The organism is Rhodococcus sp. MEB032, assembly GCF_030208925.1.
Lineage (GTDB): Bacteria > Actinomycetota > Actinomycetes > Mycobacteriales > Mycobacteriaceae > Rhodococcus_F > Rhodococcus_F qingshengii.
In genome coordinates this window covers 260,905-279,501 of record NZ_JARVSY010000001.1, presented here as the reverse complement: position 1 = coordinate 279,501, position 18,597 = coordinate 260,905, and the positions used below count along the sequence as shown (strand labels likewise).

Annotated in this window: 3 protein-coding genes; all 3 read left to right on the top strand. The window is 63.2% G+C overall.

Annotated elements, in window-relative coordinates:
• Nucleotides 1–71: 71 nt before the first annotated feature.
• Nucleotides 72–16,781: an amino acid adenylation domain-containing protein gene (locus QRN54_RS01180; RefSeq protein ID WP_502944038.1), complete on the top strand. Its 16,710-nt coding sequence runs from the start codon at nucleotides 72–74 to the stop codon at nucleotides 16,779–16,781.
• A gap of 150 nt (nucleotides 16,782–16,931) precedes the next feature.
• Nucleotides 16,932–18,278 carry a lysine N(6)-hydroxylase/L-ornithine N(5)-oxygenase family protein gene (locus QRN54_RS01175; RefSeq protein ID WP_007734359.1) on the top strand — a complete coding sequence of 449 codons (1,347 nt, stop codon included), beginning with the start codon at nucleotides 16,932–16,934 and terminating at the stop codon, nucleotides 18,276–18,278.
• Nucleotides 18,275–18,523, top strand: coding sequence for an MbtH family protein (locus QRN54_RS01170; protein WP_003945538.1), 249 nt, complete (start codon nucleotides 18,275–18,277; stop codon nucleotides 18,521–18,523). The genes QRN54_RS01175 and QRN54_RS01170 overlap by 4 nt, the downstream gene beginning before the upstream one ends.
• Nucleotides 18,524–18,597: the final 74 nt, after the last annotated feature.

Here is an 18,597-nt window from a genome sequence, read left to right as displayed (position 1 = left end):
CACCTTCACGTTCCTGGGTAGCCTACCCTAAACTTGCGAGGGTGTTCGTCGTTCGATGAGCATGAACGACGATGATCGGATTCTTGATGTCTGACCACTCTCAGGTAGCTCACCCGGCGGTATCGGGCGGTGCCGATCTGGACGCAGCGCTCCCGGCGACGGCCGCTCAGCGTGAGGTGTGGGTTGCTCAGAACGTCGATCCGAGCAGTCCGGTCTACAACATCGGACTTGTCGTCGAGGTCGACGGCACGATCGACATCGAGCGCGCGGCAGCGGCGATCGAGGCCAGCGTCGGACGCGTCGAAGCGCTGTTCGTGCACTTCGAGGTCGATGCCGACAACCAGCTGATCCAGGTGCCGATTCCGGATGCGCGCTGGGACGTGGAAATTCTCGACCTTCGGGCCGAGGCGGATCCCGATTCGACTGCGCAGTCGTGGATGGACACCGACATGGCTCGGGTCTTCGGTCCGGACGATCTGCTGTTCCGCCAGGTGCTTCTGCTGACCGCTGACGACCGAGTCATCTGGTATCAGCGCTATCACCACAGCGTGATCGACGGGTACGGCATCTCGCTCATCGTCGCCGACGTCGCCGAGCGATACGACGATCCGAATCTCGGGACTGCCGCGCCGCAGTGGTCACTCGACGCCGTGGTTGCAGCCGATCTGGATTACCGGAACTCTCCGCGATTCCAGACCGACCGTCAGTACTGGGCCGAGCGCGTTGAATCCGGACCGGAAGCGACGCGGATTCTGCATGGGCAGGTGGATGATTCGCTGCCGCCGATCTCAGCGATGCTCACGCTCGACGCTGATCGCGCGGCACAGCTCTATCGCTATGCGGCCGACGCCGGGATTCGACGAACTCGTCTCCCCATGGCTGCGCTGATCGCGTACATCGCACGAACCACGGGACAGCACGACGTTGTCGTCTCGGTACCGATGGCCGCTCGGGTGGGGCGCGACATGCGTCGCACTCCTTCGATGGCGTCGACGATTTTGCCGCTGAGTATTCGGGTAGAACGCTCGGAAAGCATCGGCCAGTTGGCAACTCGTCTCGACACCGCCCTGGTCTCGATTCTCAAGCACGGGCGGTACCGAGGTGAGGATCTTGCTCGCGACATTCGGGCGATCGATCCCGACCGTCAGGTCTTCGGCCCCGGCATCAACTCGATGATGTTCGAACACACACTCACCTTCGGCGGATGCCCGGTGCGCGTGCGTAATTCGGTAACCGGTCGAGTCAGTGACCTGGATCTGAGTGTGCGCGGTGGTCAGGACGGGGAGCCGATCGAGATCGACGTCCGCGCCCCGGCCGGATTCGACAGGGAGTTGGCCGATCACACCGCGAGAATCGAACAGTTCCTCGATCGATTCGTAGCCGAGCCGCAGCTTCCGATCTCGGCACTCGACCCCATGTCGCTCGCGGAGCGTGAACTCGTGCTCCACGGGTGGAACGACACCGCAGAACCGCAACCCGTGACGACGGTGCCGGATTTGTTGCGCAGCAGCTTCTCTGCCGATCGGGGCGCCGTCGCCGTGGTCGACGGCGATATCCGGCTGACCTACGGCGAGCTCGAAAGTCGGGTATCGCAGCTCGCCGCGCATTTGATCTCGCGCGGTGTCGCACCCGAAACCGTTGTGGCGATCGGCCTTCCGAGATCCGCCGAGATGGTGGTGGGGTTGTTGGCCGTCATGTGTGCCGGTGGTGCCTTCGTGCCGCTGGATCCGTCATGGCCTGCCGAACGCCGCGAATCGGTACTTGCCGACGCGGGCGCCACACTGGTGCTCACCTCGGACGGTGTAGACGACTCCGTTCCGGTCGATCTCTCCGCGTGGGCGTACGAGGACGGGCCCTCGGACCTATCCGAGACAATGACCTCCGACATTCGTAGTCACGGTGCCCAACTCGCATACGTCATCTTCACGTCCGGTTCGACCGGACGTCCGAAGGGCGCCATGATCCGCCACGAGGCAATCTGCGCAAGGTTGCTGTGGCAGCGGGAGCGGATTCTCGGGTTCGGGTCCGGCGATGCCTCACTGTTCAAAGCCCCACTCTCGTTCGACATCTCGATCAACGAGATCCTGCTCCCACTCGTCTCCGGCGGTCGATTGGTGATCGCGAAGCCCGAGGGGGAACGCGACCCGCAATACCTGCTCGACCTGATCGCCGGAGAATCGGTCACTTTCGTCTACCTGGTCTCGTCGATGCTCGACATCCTTCTGGATCTGGCGAACGGGACCGATCAGCTCGATTCGTTGAAGCACGTGTGGTGCGGCGGTGAGGTTCTCACGCCTGAACTCTTCGACCGGTTCCGTGCCCAACTGTCCACGACGCTGTATCACGGCTACGGCCCGGCCGAAGCGACCATCGGTGTCTCCCATGTGATCTACCGCGAGGACGCGGAACGAATCGCCACATCCATCGGTCGCCCGAACCCCAACACTCGTCTGTACGTGTTGGACGGCGACCTGCAGCCGGTTCCGATCGGCACCGGCGGCGAACTCTACGCCGCGGGCTTCCTGCTGGGACGCGGATACGTGGGTGCTTCGGCACTGACCGCATCTCGTTTTGTCGCGGATCCCTTCGTCTCAGGTGATCTGGCCGGATCCCGCATGTATCGCACCGGTGACTTGGCCAGATGGACCGCCGACGGCACCCTCGACTTCCTCGGACGCACGGACAATCAGGTGAAGATCCGCGGCATGCGCCTGGAACTCGAGGATGTCGAAGCCGCCGTGATTTCGCACCCCGCAGTGCGTCACGTGGCAGTTCTGGTGCGCCAAGCACCAACAGGTGCAAAGTATCTCGCCGCCTACGTGAGCGCAGCGTCGGGGACGAACCTCGCGATCGACTCACGTGAGCTTCGCGAGTGGGCTGCGAGCAAGCTGCCCGACTACATGGTCCCGACCACCGTCACCGTCCTCGACAAGTTTCCGCTCACGGCAAACGGCAAACTCGACCGTCGCGCGCTACCCGAGCCCGATCTCGCCGAACTGAGTGCACATGTCGCTGCGAGAAACGAAGTCGAACAACAGTTCTGCACGTTGATCGCGTCGGCAGTCGGCCTCGATTCGGTCGGCGTTACCGACGACTTCTTTGCACTGGGCGGCGACAGCATCGTCGCGATCTCACTCGTGACCGCGGCTCGTGCTGCCGGTTTGTCGATCAGTCCTCGCGAGGTGTTCCAACTGCGCACCGCCGAGGCTATGGCGCGTGCCCAGTCCTCCCGAGTGGCTGAGATCGTCGACCACGCGGACCAACCGATCGGCCACGTAGCCACGACGCCGATTGCCGCCAGGGTTCTCGGAGTGTCGGACGCAGTACGAACCTTCCACCAGCGAGCGCTGATTCAGACGCCGTCAGCCTTGACGTCCGAGCATGTCCAGGCGGCGCTCGACGCCCTGGTGGCGCGCCACGATGCACTTCGTGCGACGTTGACGCCCGAAGGAAGACTGCTCGTCCCGGAGACAAACGAAGTGGCTGTGGTCTTCGAGACCCGTGCAACACCGGCACCGCTCGAAGAATGCGGACCGTTGATCGTCGCCGAGACCGAGCGAGCTGTCGGCCGTCTGAATCCAGCCGACGGCACGATGGTCAGCGCTGTTCTGTTCCGCCCTGTGACCGGTCCCGGACGGCTGTTGCTGGTCATCCACCACGCGGTGGTCGACGGCGTCTCGTGGCGCATCATCCTCGAGGACCTCGCGCGCGCCGGCATCGCAGCGATGAATGGCGACGAACCCGCACTCGCTCCGGTCGGCACGTCGGTGCGAAGGTACGCCGAACTCGTCTCGGAGGCGGTCGGAGCCGGGCGACTGGACTCGGAAATCGAGTTCTGGGACTCGGTGACGTCCGCACAACGGGCATCTCTCGGCCGTCGGGCACTCGACCCGGCAGTTGACCTCGCGCGCACCGCTGCGGCGCGGTCGATCACCCTACCTCCAGAACTTGCAGATCAGCTGTTGGGCAGTGTCCCACGGGCGTTCGGAGCCGATGTGAGCGAAGTGCTGGTCACCGCACTTGCCGTGGCGCTGACCCGTTGGAGCGGTGCCGGATCGGTGACGATCGACCTGGAGGGGCACGGACGCGACGAAGACATCGTTCGCGGTGACGGCGATGCGCACGTCGACCTGACTCGTACCGTCGGATGGTTCACCACAGTGTTTCCGGTGGCGCTCGAGATCGGTACAGCCGCTCCCGATCTCGATGCGAGCGGCGAGTTGGCGGGGGTTCTCAAGAGCGTCAAGGAGCAACTTCGACGGGTCCCGAACGCCGGCTTCGGGTACGGAGCATTGCGATACCTCGGCGGCTCGGATCAGTTGCGTAGTTTCGCAGCGCCGGAGGTGGTGCTCAACTATCTGGGACGCACTGCCGCAGCGGAGGGGGACTGGTTCCCGGTGTCGATGGACGGTGCTGCCGATCCGTCCATGCCGATGGGTCACGCGTTGTCTGTCGACGTCGTAGCCGAGGACGCCGCCGGTGGACCACGCCTGCGAGCCACCCTGACCTGGGCGTCGAACATCTTCCTGCGTAGCGACATCGACAGGTTTGCGCGGTTGTGGCTGGACTCGCTCGAGGCCGTGTCCGGGCTCGCAGCCTTCGGCGGAGCCACACCCTCGGACTACCCTCTGGTGGCGCTCGCTCAGGCAGACGTGGACGGGTTACCGAAGGCTGAAGAGATTCTCCCACTCACTCCGCTGCAGGAAGGGATCTACTTCCATTCGGCGTTTGCCGATCCGGGGGCCGATCAGTATGTCGTGCAACAGGTTGTGGAACTGACCGGAGCCGTGGACAGTGCGGCGCTGCACCGCGCGCTGCAATCCGTCGTCGATCGGCATGAGGCGCTGCGCACCGGATTCTCGGTCCTGGGTGACGGCCGGGTCGTGCAGGTGGTGCACCCGAGCGCTGTCGTGGAGATGGCGGTAGTCGAGGTGGCCGGCGCCGATGTCGATGAACTGCTTTCCGCCGACCGCGCGCGCGGGTTCGACCTGGCGCAACCGCCGCTCGTCCGTTACACGCTTGTCCGTGCCTCTTCGGAGAAGTACCTTCTGCTGCAGTCGATTCACCATGCGGTCGCAGACGGATGGTCGGTTCCGGTGATGCTGCGGGAGCTGATGGCGTCGTACAGCGTTGGCGACTCCGGCGTGGTGCTCCCGACTCCGGCGCCGTACCGCAGCTATCTCGAATGGTTGGCCCGCCACGATCACGAGGCCTCGGCAGCGGTGTGGAGAGAAGCGCTGAACTCTCCCGGGCCCGCGGTCGAACTTCCCGCGCCGAGCGCGGGCAGCAGCGGCGTCTGTGCCACCCGAGTCGAGCTGTCCGACAGTGATACTCGCGCACTGGCGATCAACGGACGCTCCCATGGCCTGACGCTGAGTACGCTCGTGCACGGCGCCTGGGGGCTGGTGCTCGGCCGAATGACCGGCCGAACAGACGTGCTGTTCGGATCGACCGTATCGGGACGCGGTGGAGACCTGCCCGGCATCGAGTCCATGGTGGGCTTGTTCATCAACACCGTGCCGGCTCGGTTGCGGTTCGATCCGGCAGAGACAGCCGCGCAAGCGCTTTCCCGTTGGCAGAGGGAACAATCGGAACTACTCGACCATCAGTACCTGGGGTTACCCGAACTGCGACGGACCGGCGGACTGGAGCAGGACTTCGAATCACTCGTCGTGTTCGAGAACTATCCACTCGGTGACACGGCAATCGCTGATCCGACGAACTCGGTGCGACTGACGGGAATTCGATTCGACGAGCGACCGGCCTACCCGTTGACCCTGATCGTCGTCCCCGGCGATCGATTGGCGTTGGAGCTCAAGTACGACGCTGCTCAGGTGGACGGCGATGCCGCTGCGTCGCTGGCCGAAACTCTCGCAGTCGTACTCACCGAGCTCTCGCGCGATCTCGATCAGGTCATCGGCCGGATCGCGCTGGCACCCGCACAGCCGGGGAGCGTCGGCACGGCCTTGGATCGGCCGCGCGCAACGCTGACCGAGCTGCTGAAGGATCAAGCCGGGCGTACGCCCGAAGCCACCGCAGTGATCTTCCGTGAAGAGTCGTTGACCTACGCCGAACTTCACTCTCGTGCTGATCGTTTTGCGCATCTGCTGCGCGAACGTGGCGTCGGACGCGAATCGTTGGTAGCGGTTGCCTTGCCTCGCTCTCTTGATCTGATGGTCGCGATACTCGGCATCGGAAAGGCCGGGGGAGCATACGTTCCCCTCGACACCGGCTACCCGGCGGAGCGGCTGACGTACATGCTGGGTGACGCCGATCCTGTGTGCGTCGTGGTGTCGGAAGACTCTTCACGCGATTCGGGTTCGGTTCCGCGGGTGACGGTATCGGAGTCGGCGCAGTTCCCCGCCGATCCGCTGAGTGTGCCAGGATCGCCCGCGGATGCCGCGTACATGATCTACACTTCGGGTTCGACCGGTCGCCCCAAAGGCGTTGTGGTCAACCACGAGGGTGTGGTCAACCGATTGCTCTGGGCACAGCAGATACGTCCGATGGACGTCTCCGACCGGATGCTGCAGAAGACCCCGTCGAGCTTCGACGTCTCCGTTCCCGAATTCTTCTGGCCGTTCCTGGTGGGGGCAACTCTCGTGATGGCCGAGCCGGACGGGCACAAGGACCCTGGCTATCTGGCCGACGTCATCGTCGAACATTCCGTGACCCGAGTGCATTTTGTTCCGTCGATGCTCGACGTGTTTCTCGCGGAGCCGAAAGCAGCACTGTGCTCTTCGCTCGAGATCGTCAACTGCAGCGGTGAGGCACTGCCCGTTCACGTTGCACGCAAGGTCTCCGAGATCCTGCCGAATACTCTGGTGGACAACCTCTACGGCCCCACCGAGGCCGCCGTCGACGTCAGTTGGCAGCCGTCGGTGCAGGAAACTCCGGCAGACGCCGTCAGCGTCCCGATCGGCGCACCTGCCGCCAACACCGGCCTGTTGGTTCTCGATCCCTACCTGCAGAACGTCCCGGCCGGTGCCACCGGTGAGCTCTATCTGGCAGGGCCACAACTGGCACGTGGTTACCACGGACGTGGGGGATTGACCTCCGAACGATTCGTGGCGAATCCGTACAGCGACGGCGGCTCGCGGATGTACCGGACCGGTGACATCGTGCGGTGGAATGCCGACGGCGTTCTCGAGTACCTCGGCCGTGCCGACGAGCAGGTGAAGGTTCGTGGATTCCGAATCGAACTCGGCGAAATCGACGCGCAATTGGCGCTGTGCCCCGGAGTCACGGCAAGTGCCGTGATCGTCCGAACCGACGGTCCGAGCAACCGCGCACAGGTGGTCGCCTACCTGGTCGGAGATGCTGATGATGTTGCGGTTCGAGCTCAGTTGTTGTCAGTGCTACCGGAGTTCATGGTGCCAAGTGCCTTCGTGCGGCTCGAGTCGCTGCCGCTGAGCCCGAGTGGCAAGCTCGACCGAAAAGCACTACCTGCACCGGATTTTGCGGCACAGGTGGGCGACTTGACGGGAGTGGTTTCCTCGGGCGTTGCAGACCTCCTCGCCGGGCATTTCGCGACGGTTCTCGGACTGCCCCGTGTCGGGGTGCGCGACGATTTCTTCACTCTCGGCGGCGACAGTATCCTGGCGATCCGACTGGTCAACCTGGCTCGTCGTGATTCGGTAGTGCTGACCCCGCGTCAGATCTTCGAATTGCGCACTCCCGCTGCGATCGCTGCAGCGGTGGGTGATGTCGCCACCTCGGATGCCACCGTCACGGCCGACATCGGCGTGGGTGAGCTGGTTCCGCTGCCGGTGGTTCACCGCTTGTCCGAATGGACGGGTGGTACCGACCGCTTCAACCAGGCAGTTCTGATCCACTCTCCGGCAACATCTCTCGGTTCGATCACCGGCGCATTGCAGGCCGTGCTCGATCACCACGACGGACTTCGCCAAACCTTGATCCGACATGACCGCGGGATGTGGTCGGCGCGGATCGAGGAACCCGGTAGTGTCCGGGCAGCGAACCTGGTCGAACGCGTTGATGCTCGGGGACTGGATGACTCCGAGTTGCGAAGACTCGTCACTGAGCACTCTGACACTGCGACCAGTCGATTGGATCCGTCTGCAGGGCGGATGGTCTCGGTGGTCTGGTTCGATTGCGGCGCTGAGAGTCTGGGCCGACTCGCGATAGTCGCGCACCACCTGGTCGTGGACGGGGTTTCCTGGGGAACCCTGCTCGAGGATCTCGCGATGGCCTGGGTGGCAGTCGAAGCCGGAGAGCCCGCCGCACTGGATGCCGTCGGAACTTCGCTGCGTACCTTCTCCCGTACGGTGGCCGAACACGCATACAGTGCTCATCGATTCGCCGAACTCGATCACTGGCTGACCGTGACCGCTCCGGGCGCGCAGTTGATCCCCGACGCCGCGGGCGATGCCGTCGTATCCGGAGGCTCGAGGCGCACGGTCACGGTGGACGGAGCAATCTCCGAGGCAGCACTTGGATCGGTTGCGGCAATGGTGGGTGCCGAGGGAACGGATGTTCTGTTGGCAGCGCTGACGATGTCCGTCGATCGCTGGCGCCGCTCCACCGGCCGCAGTGAGCACGAATTGCTGGTCGATCTGGAAAGGCACGGCCGGGAGGAGGTGGTGGCGGGCATCGATCTGTCGCGAACAGTCGGCTGGTTCACCACGATTGCCCCGATGCGACTGCACGGCGGAATCGACCCGGTGGACACGCTATGCGAGGTGAAGGAGAGCCTGCGGGCGGCTCCGGACGGCGGTATCGGCTACGGGATGCTGCGATACGTGAATGCCCGCACGGCATCGACATTGGCGGGGCGCTCCGAATCTCAGATCCTGTTCAACTATCTCGGACGTACGACGACAGCTGGATCGACAGCATGGTCCTTGGCAGCGGAATCCGAAGCCTTGTCCACCGATCCCGACGCAGACATGGGAGGCCCGTACCGACTGATCGTGAATGTCGTCAGCGTGGATTCGGGGCTCCGCGCCGAGTTTGCCTGGGCAAGTGAAGATTTGTCCGAGGAGGACGCGCAGTCACTCTCCGACGGCTGGGTTTCGGCCCTCGGCGATCTGGCGGCTGCGGCCGCGCGTCACGCCGGGCCTCCCATTCTGACCCCGTCCGATGTGACGTTGCTCGACCTGAGTCAGACCGAGATCGACGCGATAGCCGATGCGAGTCCGGCAGGTGTCAGCAGCATCCTCCCACTCTCACCGTTGCAGGAAGGCCTGTACTTCCAAGCCGGCTACGCGGGCAGCAGCGACAGCAGCAGTGGTGGGGACATCTACACGGCACAGTTCTCGATGGACTTCGGGCACACCCTCGATGTCGACAGATTGGCTGCGGCCGCCCGGACACTTCAACGACGAAATCCCACGTTGCGAGCGGGTTTCGTGAGCGAAGGGCTGAACGAGCCGGTGCAGTTCTTCAGCGCTGGACTCGATGTTCCGGTCGTCGTCCACGATCTCCGTGAACTCGACGACTCGGTTGCTCGTGAGCGTGCCGAGGCCGTCGCCGCCCAAGACCGAGTGACGCCATTCGACCTGACCGCGCCGCCGCTGTGGCGTATGAGTGTGCTGCATCTGCCTGGCGGCCAGGATCGTCTGGTGATCAACAGGCAGTTCCTGCTGTGGGACGGCTGGTCCAACGGCCTTGTCGTCAGTCAGCTTCTGGCGCTTTACGATACCGGCGGCGACGACAGCGCATTCGGCGAACCCGAGGGGTCGTTCGAGACATACCTCGCCTGGTTGGCCGATCGCGACGGTGCAGCCGCCGACGAGGGGTGGCGCGGAGCGCTCGCAGGACTCGAGGAGCCGACGCTTGTTGCCGAGCCTGCGCCCGGCGTCGAAGTTCAGCTTCCGGATCGCCGCGATGCGGTTCTGTCGGAAACGCTTTCGCGTGCGTTGCGTGAGCGCGCTGCCGCGTCCGGCGTCACGTTCAACACGGTACTGAATGCAGCGCTGGCCCTCGTGCTGGCGTCGGCCACCGGTCGACAGGACGTCGTCTTCGGCTCCACGGTTGCCGGACGGCCGCCGGAGGTACCGGAAATCGACACCGTGGTGGGCATGTTCCTCAACACCGTTCCCGTTCGGCTGCAACTGGATCCGAACGAGAGCGTCGAGGAACTTCTTCGTCGGACACAGGCGGATCGACTTTCGCTGATGCCCTTCGACTACCTCGGTTTGGCATCGATCCAGCGTGTTTCCGAGCATCGTCAACTCTTCGACGTGCTGATGGTCTTGCAGAACTTCGTGGACGAGAGGCAAGTCCACGCGCTCAACGCCGCTCACGACGTGAGTGGAAGCGACAGTATCGATCACACGCACTATCCGCTGACTGTCGTGGTCACACCGGGTGCCACCGTCAACGTCAAGTTCGAGTTCCATCCGCATCTGGTGACCGCGCGCCGGGCCGAGGACCTACTGGGTCACTTCGTCGACCTGCTGCAGAGTTGGTCGCAGGACATGACGGGATCGGTTGTTGCGTCTCCGGTTCCCGCAGTAGCGCAGCAGACGCAGATCCGGGAGTTGCCGGAGCGCACCATTGCCGACCTGTTCGAAGAAGTCGCGTCGGCGCAACCGGACGACACGGCACTCGTGTTCGGGAAGCGCCGGATGACCTACGCCGATCTCGACGGCGAGATCAACCGGATGGCGCGGTTGCTGATCAATTGCGGCGCCGGCCCGGAAAAGATTGTCGCTCTTGGCCTACCACGTTCTGTGGACATGGTCGTCGCGCTCTTCGCGGTATTGCGCACGGGTGCTGCCTACCTACCCCTCGAACTCGACCATCCGGCCGAACGGTTGGCCGTGATGATCGACGACGCGGATCCTGTCGTGTTGCTGACAACCGTTTCGGCCTCACCGAGGTTCGAAGGTGCGGACGTCCGCACTATCGTGATCGACGAACCTGATACAGCAGCAAGGAGACTGACGATCTCGGCGCGGGCACTCTCCGCGTCGGAACTCGGAGCATTCGCCCCGGGGGCACCGCATCGACTCGACCACCCCGCGTACGTCATCTACACCTCCGGTTCGACCGGCAAGCCCAAGGGCGTGGTCACCGGTTACCGCGGCTTGACGAACATGCAGTTCAACCACCGCGAGGCGATTTTCGAACCCGTGATCGCCGCGGCGGGCCGGCGCCTGCGGATCGCGCACACCGTGTCCTTCGCCTTCGACATGTCGTGGGAGGAACTTCTGTGGCTCGTGGAAGGCCACGAGGTGCACATTTGCGACGAAGATCTGCGTCGTGATGCCGAGGCACTCGTTGCATACTGCGACGCACTGGACATCGACGTCGTCAACGTGACACCGACCTACGCGACGCACCTGATCGACAGCGGGCTTCTCGACGACGGTGTGGGACACCACCGCCCGCCGTTGGTCCTGCTCGGCGGTGAAGCCGTTCCGGATTCGGTGTGGAACAGGCTGCGCGACACCGAGGGAACCGTGGGCTACAACCTCTACGGTCCGACGGAATACACGATCAACACGCTCGGTGGCGGAACGTTCGACAGCGACACCCCGACCGTCGGCAAACCGATCTGGAACACGGCCGCGCATATTCTCGACGGCTGGCTGCGCCCGGTCCCCGATGGAGTTGCCGGCGAACTGTACATTGCCGGAGCCGGTTTGGCTCGCGGCTACCTCGGACGCTTCGCGCTCACGTCCGAGCGCTTCGTCGCAGATCCGGCTGGGACCGGAGAACGTATGTACCGCACCGGGGATCTCGTGCGGCGACGCGGTGACGGCAACCTGGATTTCCTCGGCCGCACCGACGATCAGGTGAAGATCAGAGGTCACCGCATCGAGCCGAGCGAAATCGTCTCCGTTCTCGAATCCGACGAACATGTGCGGCAAGCGGCAGTGGTGGTCGACGTCGGGGCAGGTGGAGTCAAGAGGCTCGTCGGCTACGTGACACCCGTGCGACTCGGCGCCGGGCACGACTACCGCGCGCAGGCGCGAGTTCTCCTACCCGACTACATGGTTCCGGCCGTGGTGATCGAGGTGGAGACACTACCGATGACCGTCAACGGCAAGCTCGACGTCAAGGCACTGCCCACCGCCGATTCGGTGCTGGGGGAGCGGAGTGGGGAGTCGATCGCACCGCGTAACCACACGGAAGAGGTCCTCTGCGACCTCTTCTCCGACGTACTCGATGTGGACGATATCGGGGTCGACGACAACTTCTTCGACCTCGGTGGGCACTCGCTTCTGGCCACCAAGCTGATCAGTCGAGCTCGGATCGCCATTCCGAACAGTCTGACCATGCGTGATCTCTTCGAAGCGCCGACGGTGGCGGAACTCGCGGAACGTATTGCGGCCGAGCAGGGATCGACGCGACCGGTACTGGTAGCGAAGCCGCGGCCGGACCACCTTCCTCTTTCTGCCGCTCAACAGCGATTGTGGCTGATCGGACAGATGGAGGAGAACTCCGCGGCCTACAATTTCCCGATCGTGCTCCGTTTGGACGGCGCACTGGACGCGGACGTCTTCGCCGCGGCGCTCGGCGACGTCGTGGAACGACACGAATCCCTGCGTACGGTGTTCCGGTTGGTGGACGGATCGCCGGAGCAGATAATTCTCGAATCGGCGACGATTCCGGTCGAGACAGTTCATCGAGACGAATCCGGTGTCGCCGGTGAAATTGCCGTGGCAGTGGGTCGTCCGTTCGACCTGTCTGACGAGATTCCGATCCGCGCACGTCTGATCCGGGTGGACGGTGCCGAGGTGGACGGTGCCGTAGTGGTCGTGATCGTCCTGCATCACATCACAACGGACGAATGGTCCGATCGGCCATTCCTGCGCGATCTGATGTCGGCCTACTCCTCTCGGATCCAGGGCGAAGATCCAATTTTCGAACCGCTTCCGGTTCAGTACGCGGATTACACTCTGTGGCAACGGGAATTACTCGGCAGCGCCGACGATCCGTCGAGCATCCTGAGCACGCAGTTGGACTTCTGGGCGAAGAGTTTGGACGGAGCCCCCGAAGAACTGCTGCTTCCCGCCGACCGGAGTCGACCGGCCAGACCGAGTTTCTCCGGTGGTGCAGTGGTGACACGGTTGGGCGTGGAGACAACTGCTGCACTGCGAGATCTGGCGCGCGAGAGCCGGAGTTCGATGTTCATGGTTCTGCACGCGGCGTCGGCGGCGTTGCTGACTGCGCTCGGAGCGGGTGAGGACCTTCCCCTCGGCGCTCCCGTCGCCGGACGTAGTGAGCATGGACTCGACGAACTGGTCGGCTTCTTCGTCAATACGATTGTGCTGCGCACGGATACGTCAGGTAATCCGACGTTCCGGGAGTTGGTGGATCGCGTTCGCGAGGGAGATCTCGAGGCCTTCGCCAACGCCGACGTTCCCTTCGAAACGGTGGTGGAGCGCCTCAATCCGTCGCGTACTTTGGCACGTAATCCGCTGTTCCAGGTCATGGTCGGCTATCACAGCCGCGAGGAGATGGGCGGCGATTCGTTCGAACTCGAGGAGTACACAGCCAAGTTCGATCTGGTGTTCAACTTCACCGAGTACCTCGGCGACGAAGGCTGCATCGACGTCCGGCTCGAGTACGGCAGCGACCTCTTCGATCGCGAAACGGCACAGCGAATTTCGAACCGATTGGAATCGGTGATCGCGGCCGTCGTGGAATCGGCCGACATCGAGATCGGTGATATCGACATCTTCTTGCCAGGCGAACTCGAACAGGTTGTCACCTCGTTCAACGACACCGCCGTCGACGTGCCGGAAGAGACGTTCTACGACGCTTTCGCGCGTGGAGTCGTTGCTACGCCCGAGGCGATTGCGGTGCGCGACGAGGCGGGGCAGGCCACGTACCGCGAACTCTCCGAGCAGTGTGATCGGATCGCCGGCGTGCTGTATCGCCGCGGAGTGTCGGTCGAAGACGTGGTGGGGCTTGCCGTCCCGCGCTCGGTGGAAATGGTCGCGTCGGTCCTCGCCGTGCTCAAGCTGGGGGCCGCGTATCTACCCCTGGATTTGAGTCACCCGAGCGAGCGCATCACATACATGCTCACCGATTCCCGCGCCTCGGTACTTCTGTCCACTGCGGAGGAAAGCTCGCGGATCGAGGATGTGGTCGGCGTCGAGCGAATTCTCCTGGACGATCCGCTGATCCGTGCGGAACTGGACGAGGCAGTGATCGTCGAAACTCCCCGGCCACCAGTTGGCGTCAGCCACGCTGCCTATGTCATCTACACCTCGGGATCGACCGGAAAGCCGAAGGGAGCCGTCCTCTCCCATGACGGTATTCCGAGTCTTGTTGCCACAGCCGAGGTTCGGATGCGACTGGTATCGGGTTCGGTGGTGATGCAGTTCGCTTCGGTCGGCTTCGACGTCGCGGTATTCGAGCTGGCGATGGCACTGTGCACGAGCAGCACCCTGGTGATCGTGCCGCAGAATGCACGAGTTGCCGGTCCGGCGCTGACCGATTTCATGACGAGCAATCGTGTCACCCACGCGATCATCCCTCCCTCGTTGCTGGCCGCTCTGCCGGCAGGATGTGAAGTGCCGCAGGGCTGCACCGTGTTGGTCGGAACCGAGACGGTGCCACCGGAGCTGATCGGGCGATGGGCGGAGCGGCTGAATTTGCTTGCCGCGTACGGACTCACCGAAGCCACGGTGAACAACACACTGTGGCAGGCGGAACCCGGTTGGAACGGTCCCGTGCCCATCGGAATCCCTGACCCCAACGAACAGGCGTACGTGCTCGACGATCAACTCCGTCCGGTTCCGCCGGGAGTATCCGGCGAGCTGTACATCGCGGGACGCGGCCTGGCGAGAGGCTATCTGGGCCGATTCGATCTGACGGCGCAGAGATTCATCGCCGATCCCTTCACCGCGGGCGATCGCATGTATCGCACCGGGGACCGCGCGCGGTGGCGCACTGACGGGAACATCGACTTCCTCGGCCGCGTCGACGATCAGGTCAAGATCCGCGGTTTCCGAATCGAGTTGGGCGAAATCATCGGAGCTCTCAGTGCCCATCCTTCGGTGAAGCAGGCAACGGTCGTCGCGGATCGGCAGGGCGAAATCACGCGCCTGGTCGGTTACGTGTCACCGGAACCCGGTGTCGTCGTCGACACGACGGCAGTGCGGAACCTCGCGGCACTGTCGTTGCCCGACTACATGGTTCCGACCATGGTTGTCGCCCTTGACGGTCCGCTGCCGTTGACGCCCAACGGAAAGCTCGACCGCAAGTCGTTGCCCACTCCGGACTGGTCGGAGCTGGCGGGTGATGTTGCTCCTCGCACGGCAGTGGAGTCCACGGTTGCGGCTGCGTTCGCGGAAATCCTGCAGTTACCGAGCGTCGGAGTCCACGACAGTTTCTTCGAACTCGGCGGCCATTCGATGGCTTCGATGAAACTGGTCGGTCGCATTCGTGAAGCGTTCGGCGTGGACGTCAGTATTCGAGACGTATTCGACGCGCCGAGTGTTGCGGAGTTGGCGGCCGTCGTCGCGCGTTCGGAAGGTGGGCGTCCGATCCTGGCGCCGGCGGTGAAACGTCCCGAGACGATGGGTCTGTCTGCGCCGCAACGTCGTCAATGGGAGTTGTTCCGCGCGTCCGGCGCACAACCGCAAGCAAGCCACGCTCTGGCGCTGACCCTGAAATCGAAGATCGATCCGGAGATTCTCGGGCACGCCTTGGACGATGTGACTTCGCGGCACGAACCCCTGCGGACCACCTTCGTCGAGGTCGACGGCATCGTCGTGGCAAGAGAATCGGTGCGTCCGACTGTCGATGTGGTCGATGTCGGCGCCGGCGATGTGGGTCGAGTGGTGTTCGAACTGGCTCAACTTCCGATGGATCTGCGTGAGCAATCACCGTTGCGGGTTCATCTGGTGCTTGGTGAAGACGGCTCTAGGACACTGCTTCTCGTCATGCACTACATCGCCGTCGACGAGTGGTCCGTAGTGCCGCTGCTGGGAGATCTGGTCTCTGCTTATGCAGCCCGGTCGCAGGGAGATCAACCGGTTTGGGACGAGCTTGCATTGACGTACGCCGATTACACCGTGTGGTCGGACGAGCTGTTGGGAGACCCCCGAGACGTCGACAGCCGTGCGTCGAAGCAACTTGCATATTGGCGGGATGCGCTCGACGGAATACCGACCAGTGTGAATCTTCCGTTGCCGGAAGGTGACTCGGAGCCTCGAGGTGACGTGATCGCCGTCGACATCGACGCGGGTCTGCACGCCGGAATCGACGCCCTGGCTGCGCGCACCGGCACGAGTATGTTCATGGTCCTGCAGGCCGCACTGGCCAGCGTTCTCACGAAGGCCGGCGCGGGTACTGATCTTCCCATCGGTTCATTGGTTGCGGGCAGGTCGGATCCCCGTCTCGAACCGATGATCGGATCGTTCTTCAATGTTGTTCTCCTGCGCACGGATACGTCCGGTAGTCCGACGTTTGCAGAATTGCTGGCTCGCATCCGGGAAAACAATCTGGAAGCGCTGAGCAATCAGGACGTCTCATATGTGTATGTCGAGCAGGCGCTGGGTAATCCGGCGTCCATGAGACCTCAGGTGATGGTGATCCATCACCAGCAGGCGGATTTGGACGGGCTCGGCGACTTCGGTTCTCTCGTACCGATTCCGGTGGGAGTGCCCCATGTGGATGTGACGTTGAGTTTTTACGAGCCGGTGGGCGATGGGCCTGTCTTTGCAACTCTCGGGTTCCGTGCCGACCGCGTCGATGCGGGTGCAGTCCGCGTATGGGCAGGTCAGTTGGTCGACGTGATCGAGGCTGCAGTTGCCGCCGAAGGGGATGACGCGAGCGAGGGGGCGAAACTATGACATACGTCGCATCGCTCCGTGGGGTCGACCGCTATACGGGGGCTCACAGTGTTGATACCCTCACCTCATTAAGGGTAGCCTTTGCTACTTACTTCGGGACATCGATTGGCGGCCGTACCAGGTCGTTCCGTCGGGGATGGACTACCTGTAATGAGTGAATCACCAAGAGACTCCAGCGCCGAACCTGCCATTGTCGACATCGTCGGCGTCGGGTTCGGTCCGGCCAACCTCGCGTTGGCCATTGCTGTCGAAGAACACAATGCAAATTGTGCGGCCGTTGATCGGGTGAACGCGCGGTTCTTCGAAAAGCAGTCTCAGTTCGCGTGGCATCCCGGGATGCTGCTCGACGGTGCCACCATGCAGATCGCGTTTCCGAAGGACCTGGTGACGTTCCGGAATCCACAGAGCGGATACAGCTTCTTCTCGTATCTGTTCGAGCAGGGTCGACTGGTCGACTTCGTCAACCACCAGACCTTCTTCCCCACGCGCCACGAATTCAACGACTACCTGTGCTGGGCAGCTCGACGAGTCGACGCGGACGTGCAGTTCGGTACAACCGTCGACGGGGTCGAGGGCATCAAGAACTCCGACGGCGTTGTCGATCGCTTTGCGGTTCGCACCGCCGACGGTGAAACGGTGATCGCGCGCAACATCGTTGTCGGAGCCGGACTGAAAGAGCGGATCCCGGAGTGGGCGACGCCTTCGTCGCGGTGCTTCCACAATCACCAGTTCCTCTTCCATCTCGAAGCAATGCCGGAGCCCGTACACAACCGGTTCGTCGTTCTCGGCGCCGGCCAGAGTGCCGCGGAGATCGTGGACTACCTGCACGCGAACTACCCGAACGCCGAAGTTCACAGTGTTTTTGCCCGCTACGGCTACAGCCCGGCAGACGACAGCCCGTACGCGAACCGCATCTTCGATCCCGAAGCCGTCGATCAGCTGCACGGTGCAGACGCCGCGGAACGACGCCGACTTCTCGATTTGCACCGCAGTACCAATTACTCGGTCGTCGACATCGAACTGATCAACAAGCTGTATGCCACCGAGTATCAGGAAATGGTTCGTGGGCCGCGGCGACTGTTCATGCGTCGGGCCTCGGAGATCACGAGTGCCGTGGAGACCGAATCCGGCATCGAACTGGCTGTCCGTAGCAATCTCGACGGCTTGACCGACACGCTGGCGTGCGACGCACTCATTCTGGCCACGGGTTTCACCCCGGCACCTCTGGACGATTTGTTGGGTGAACTCGTGCCGGATTCGTCCGTTCCGCGTAACGTCAGTCGGGATTATCGACTGGCTGTAACGGAGGACGTGACAGGCGGTATCTATCTGCAGGGTGGGACAGAACAGACTCACGGATTGACGTCGTCGCTGCTGTCGAACGTGGCAGTGCGGGCGGGGGAGATTCTGGCGTCGGTGCTGAGCCACCAGAACCGAACTGGTGCGCTTGCTAGTCTGGGCGCACAAGACACGTACGTAACGAGTGAGGCGAGATGAGCACTAACCCTTTCGATGACGAAGACGGCCGCTTCTACGTGCTGGTGAACGACGAGGACCAGCACTCGCTGTGGCCCACGTTTTCCGAGGTCCCCGCCGGCTGGCGCGTGGTGTTCGGCGAAGACAGCCGCAAGGCGTGCCTCGAATACGTCGAGGCGAACTGGACCGACATGCGTCCGAAGAGCCTGCGCGAGGCGATGGAAGCCGATCAGGCTGCCGGTGGAAAGCACGCAGTCGAGAGCTGATTCTCTCACCGCTCGGAACCCCCGAGTGAACAGAAAAGAGCTGGGCACCGTCAGGTGCCCAGCTCTTTCTGCTT

What these genes read in the sequence shown, in the direction of transcription:
- QRN54_RS01180 (WP_502944038.1), top strand. Translation starts at nt 72, where the DNA reads ATGATCGGATTCTTGATGTCTGACCACTCTCAGGTAGCTCACCCGGCG.
- QRN54_RS01175 (WP_007734359.1), top strand. Translation starts at nt 16,932, where the DNA reads ATGAGTGAATCACCAAGAGACTCCAGCGCCGAACCTGCCATTGTCGAC.
- QRN54_RS01170 (WP_003945538.1), top strand. Translation starts at nt 18,275, where the DNA reads ATGAGCACTAACCCTTTCGATGACGAAGACGGCCGCTTCTACGTGCTG.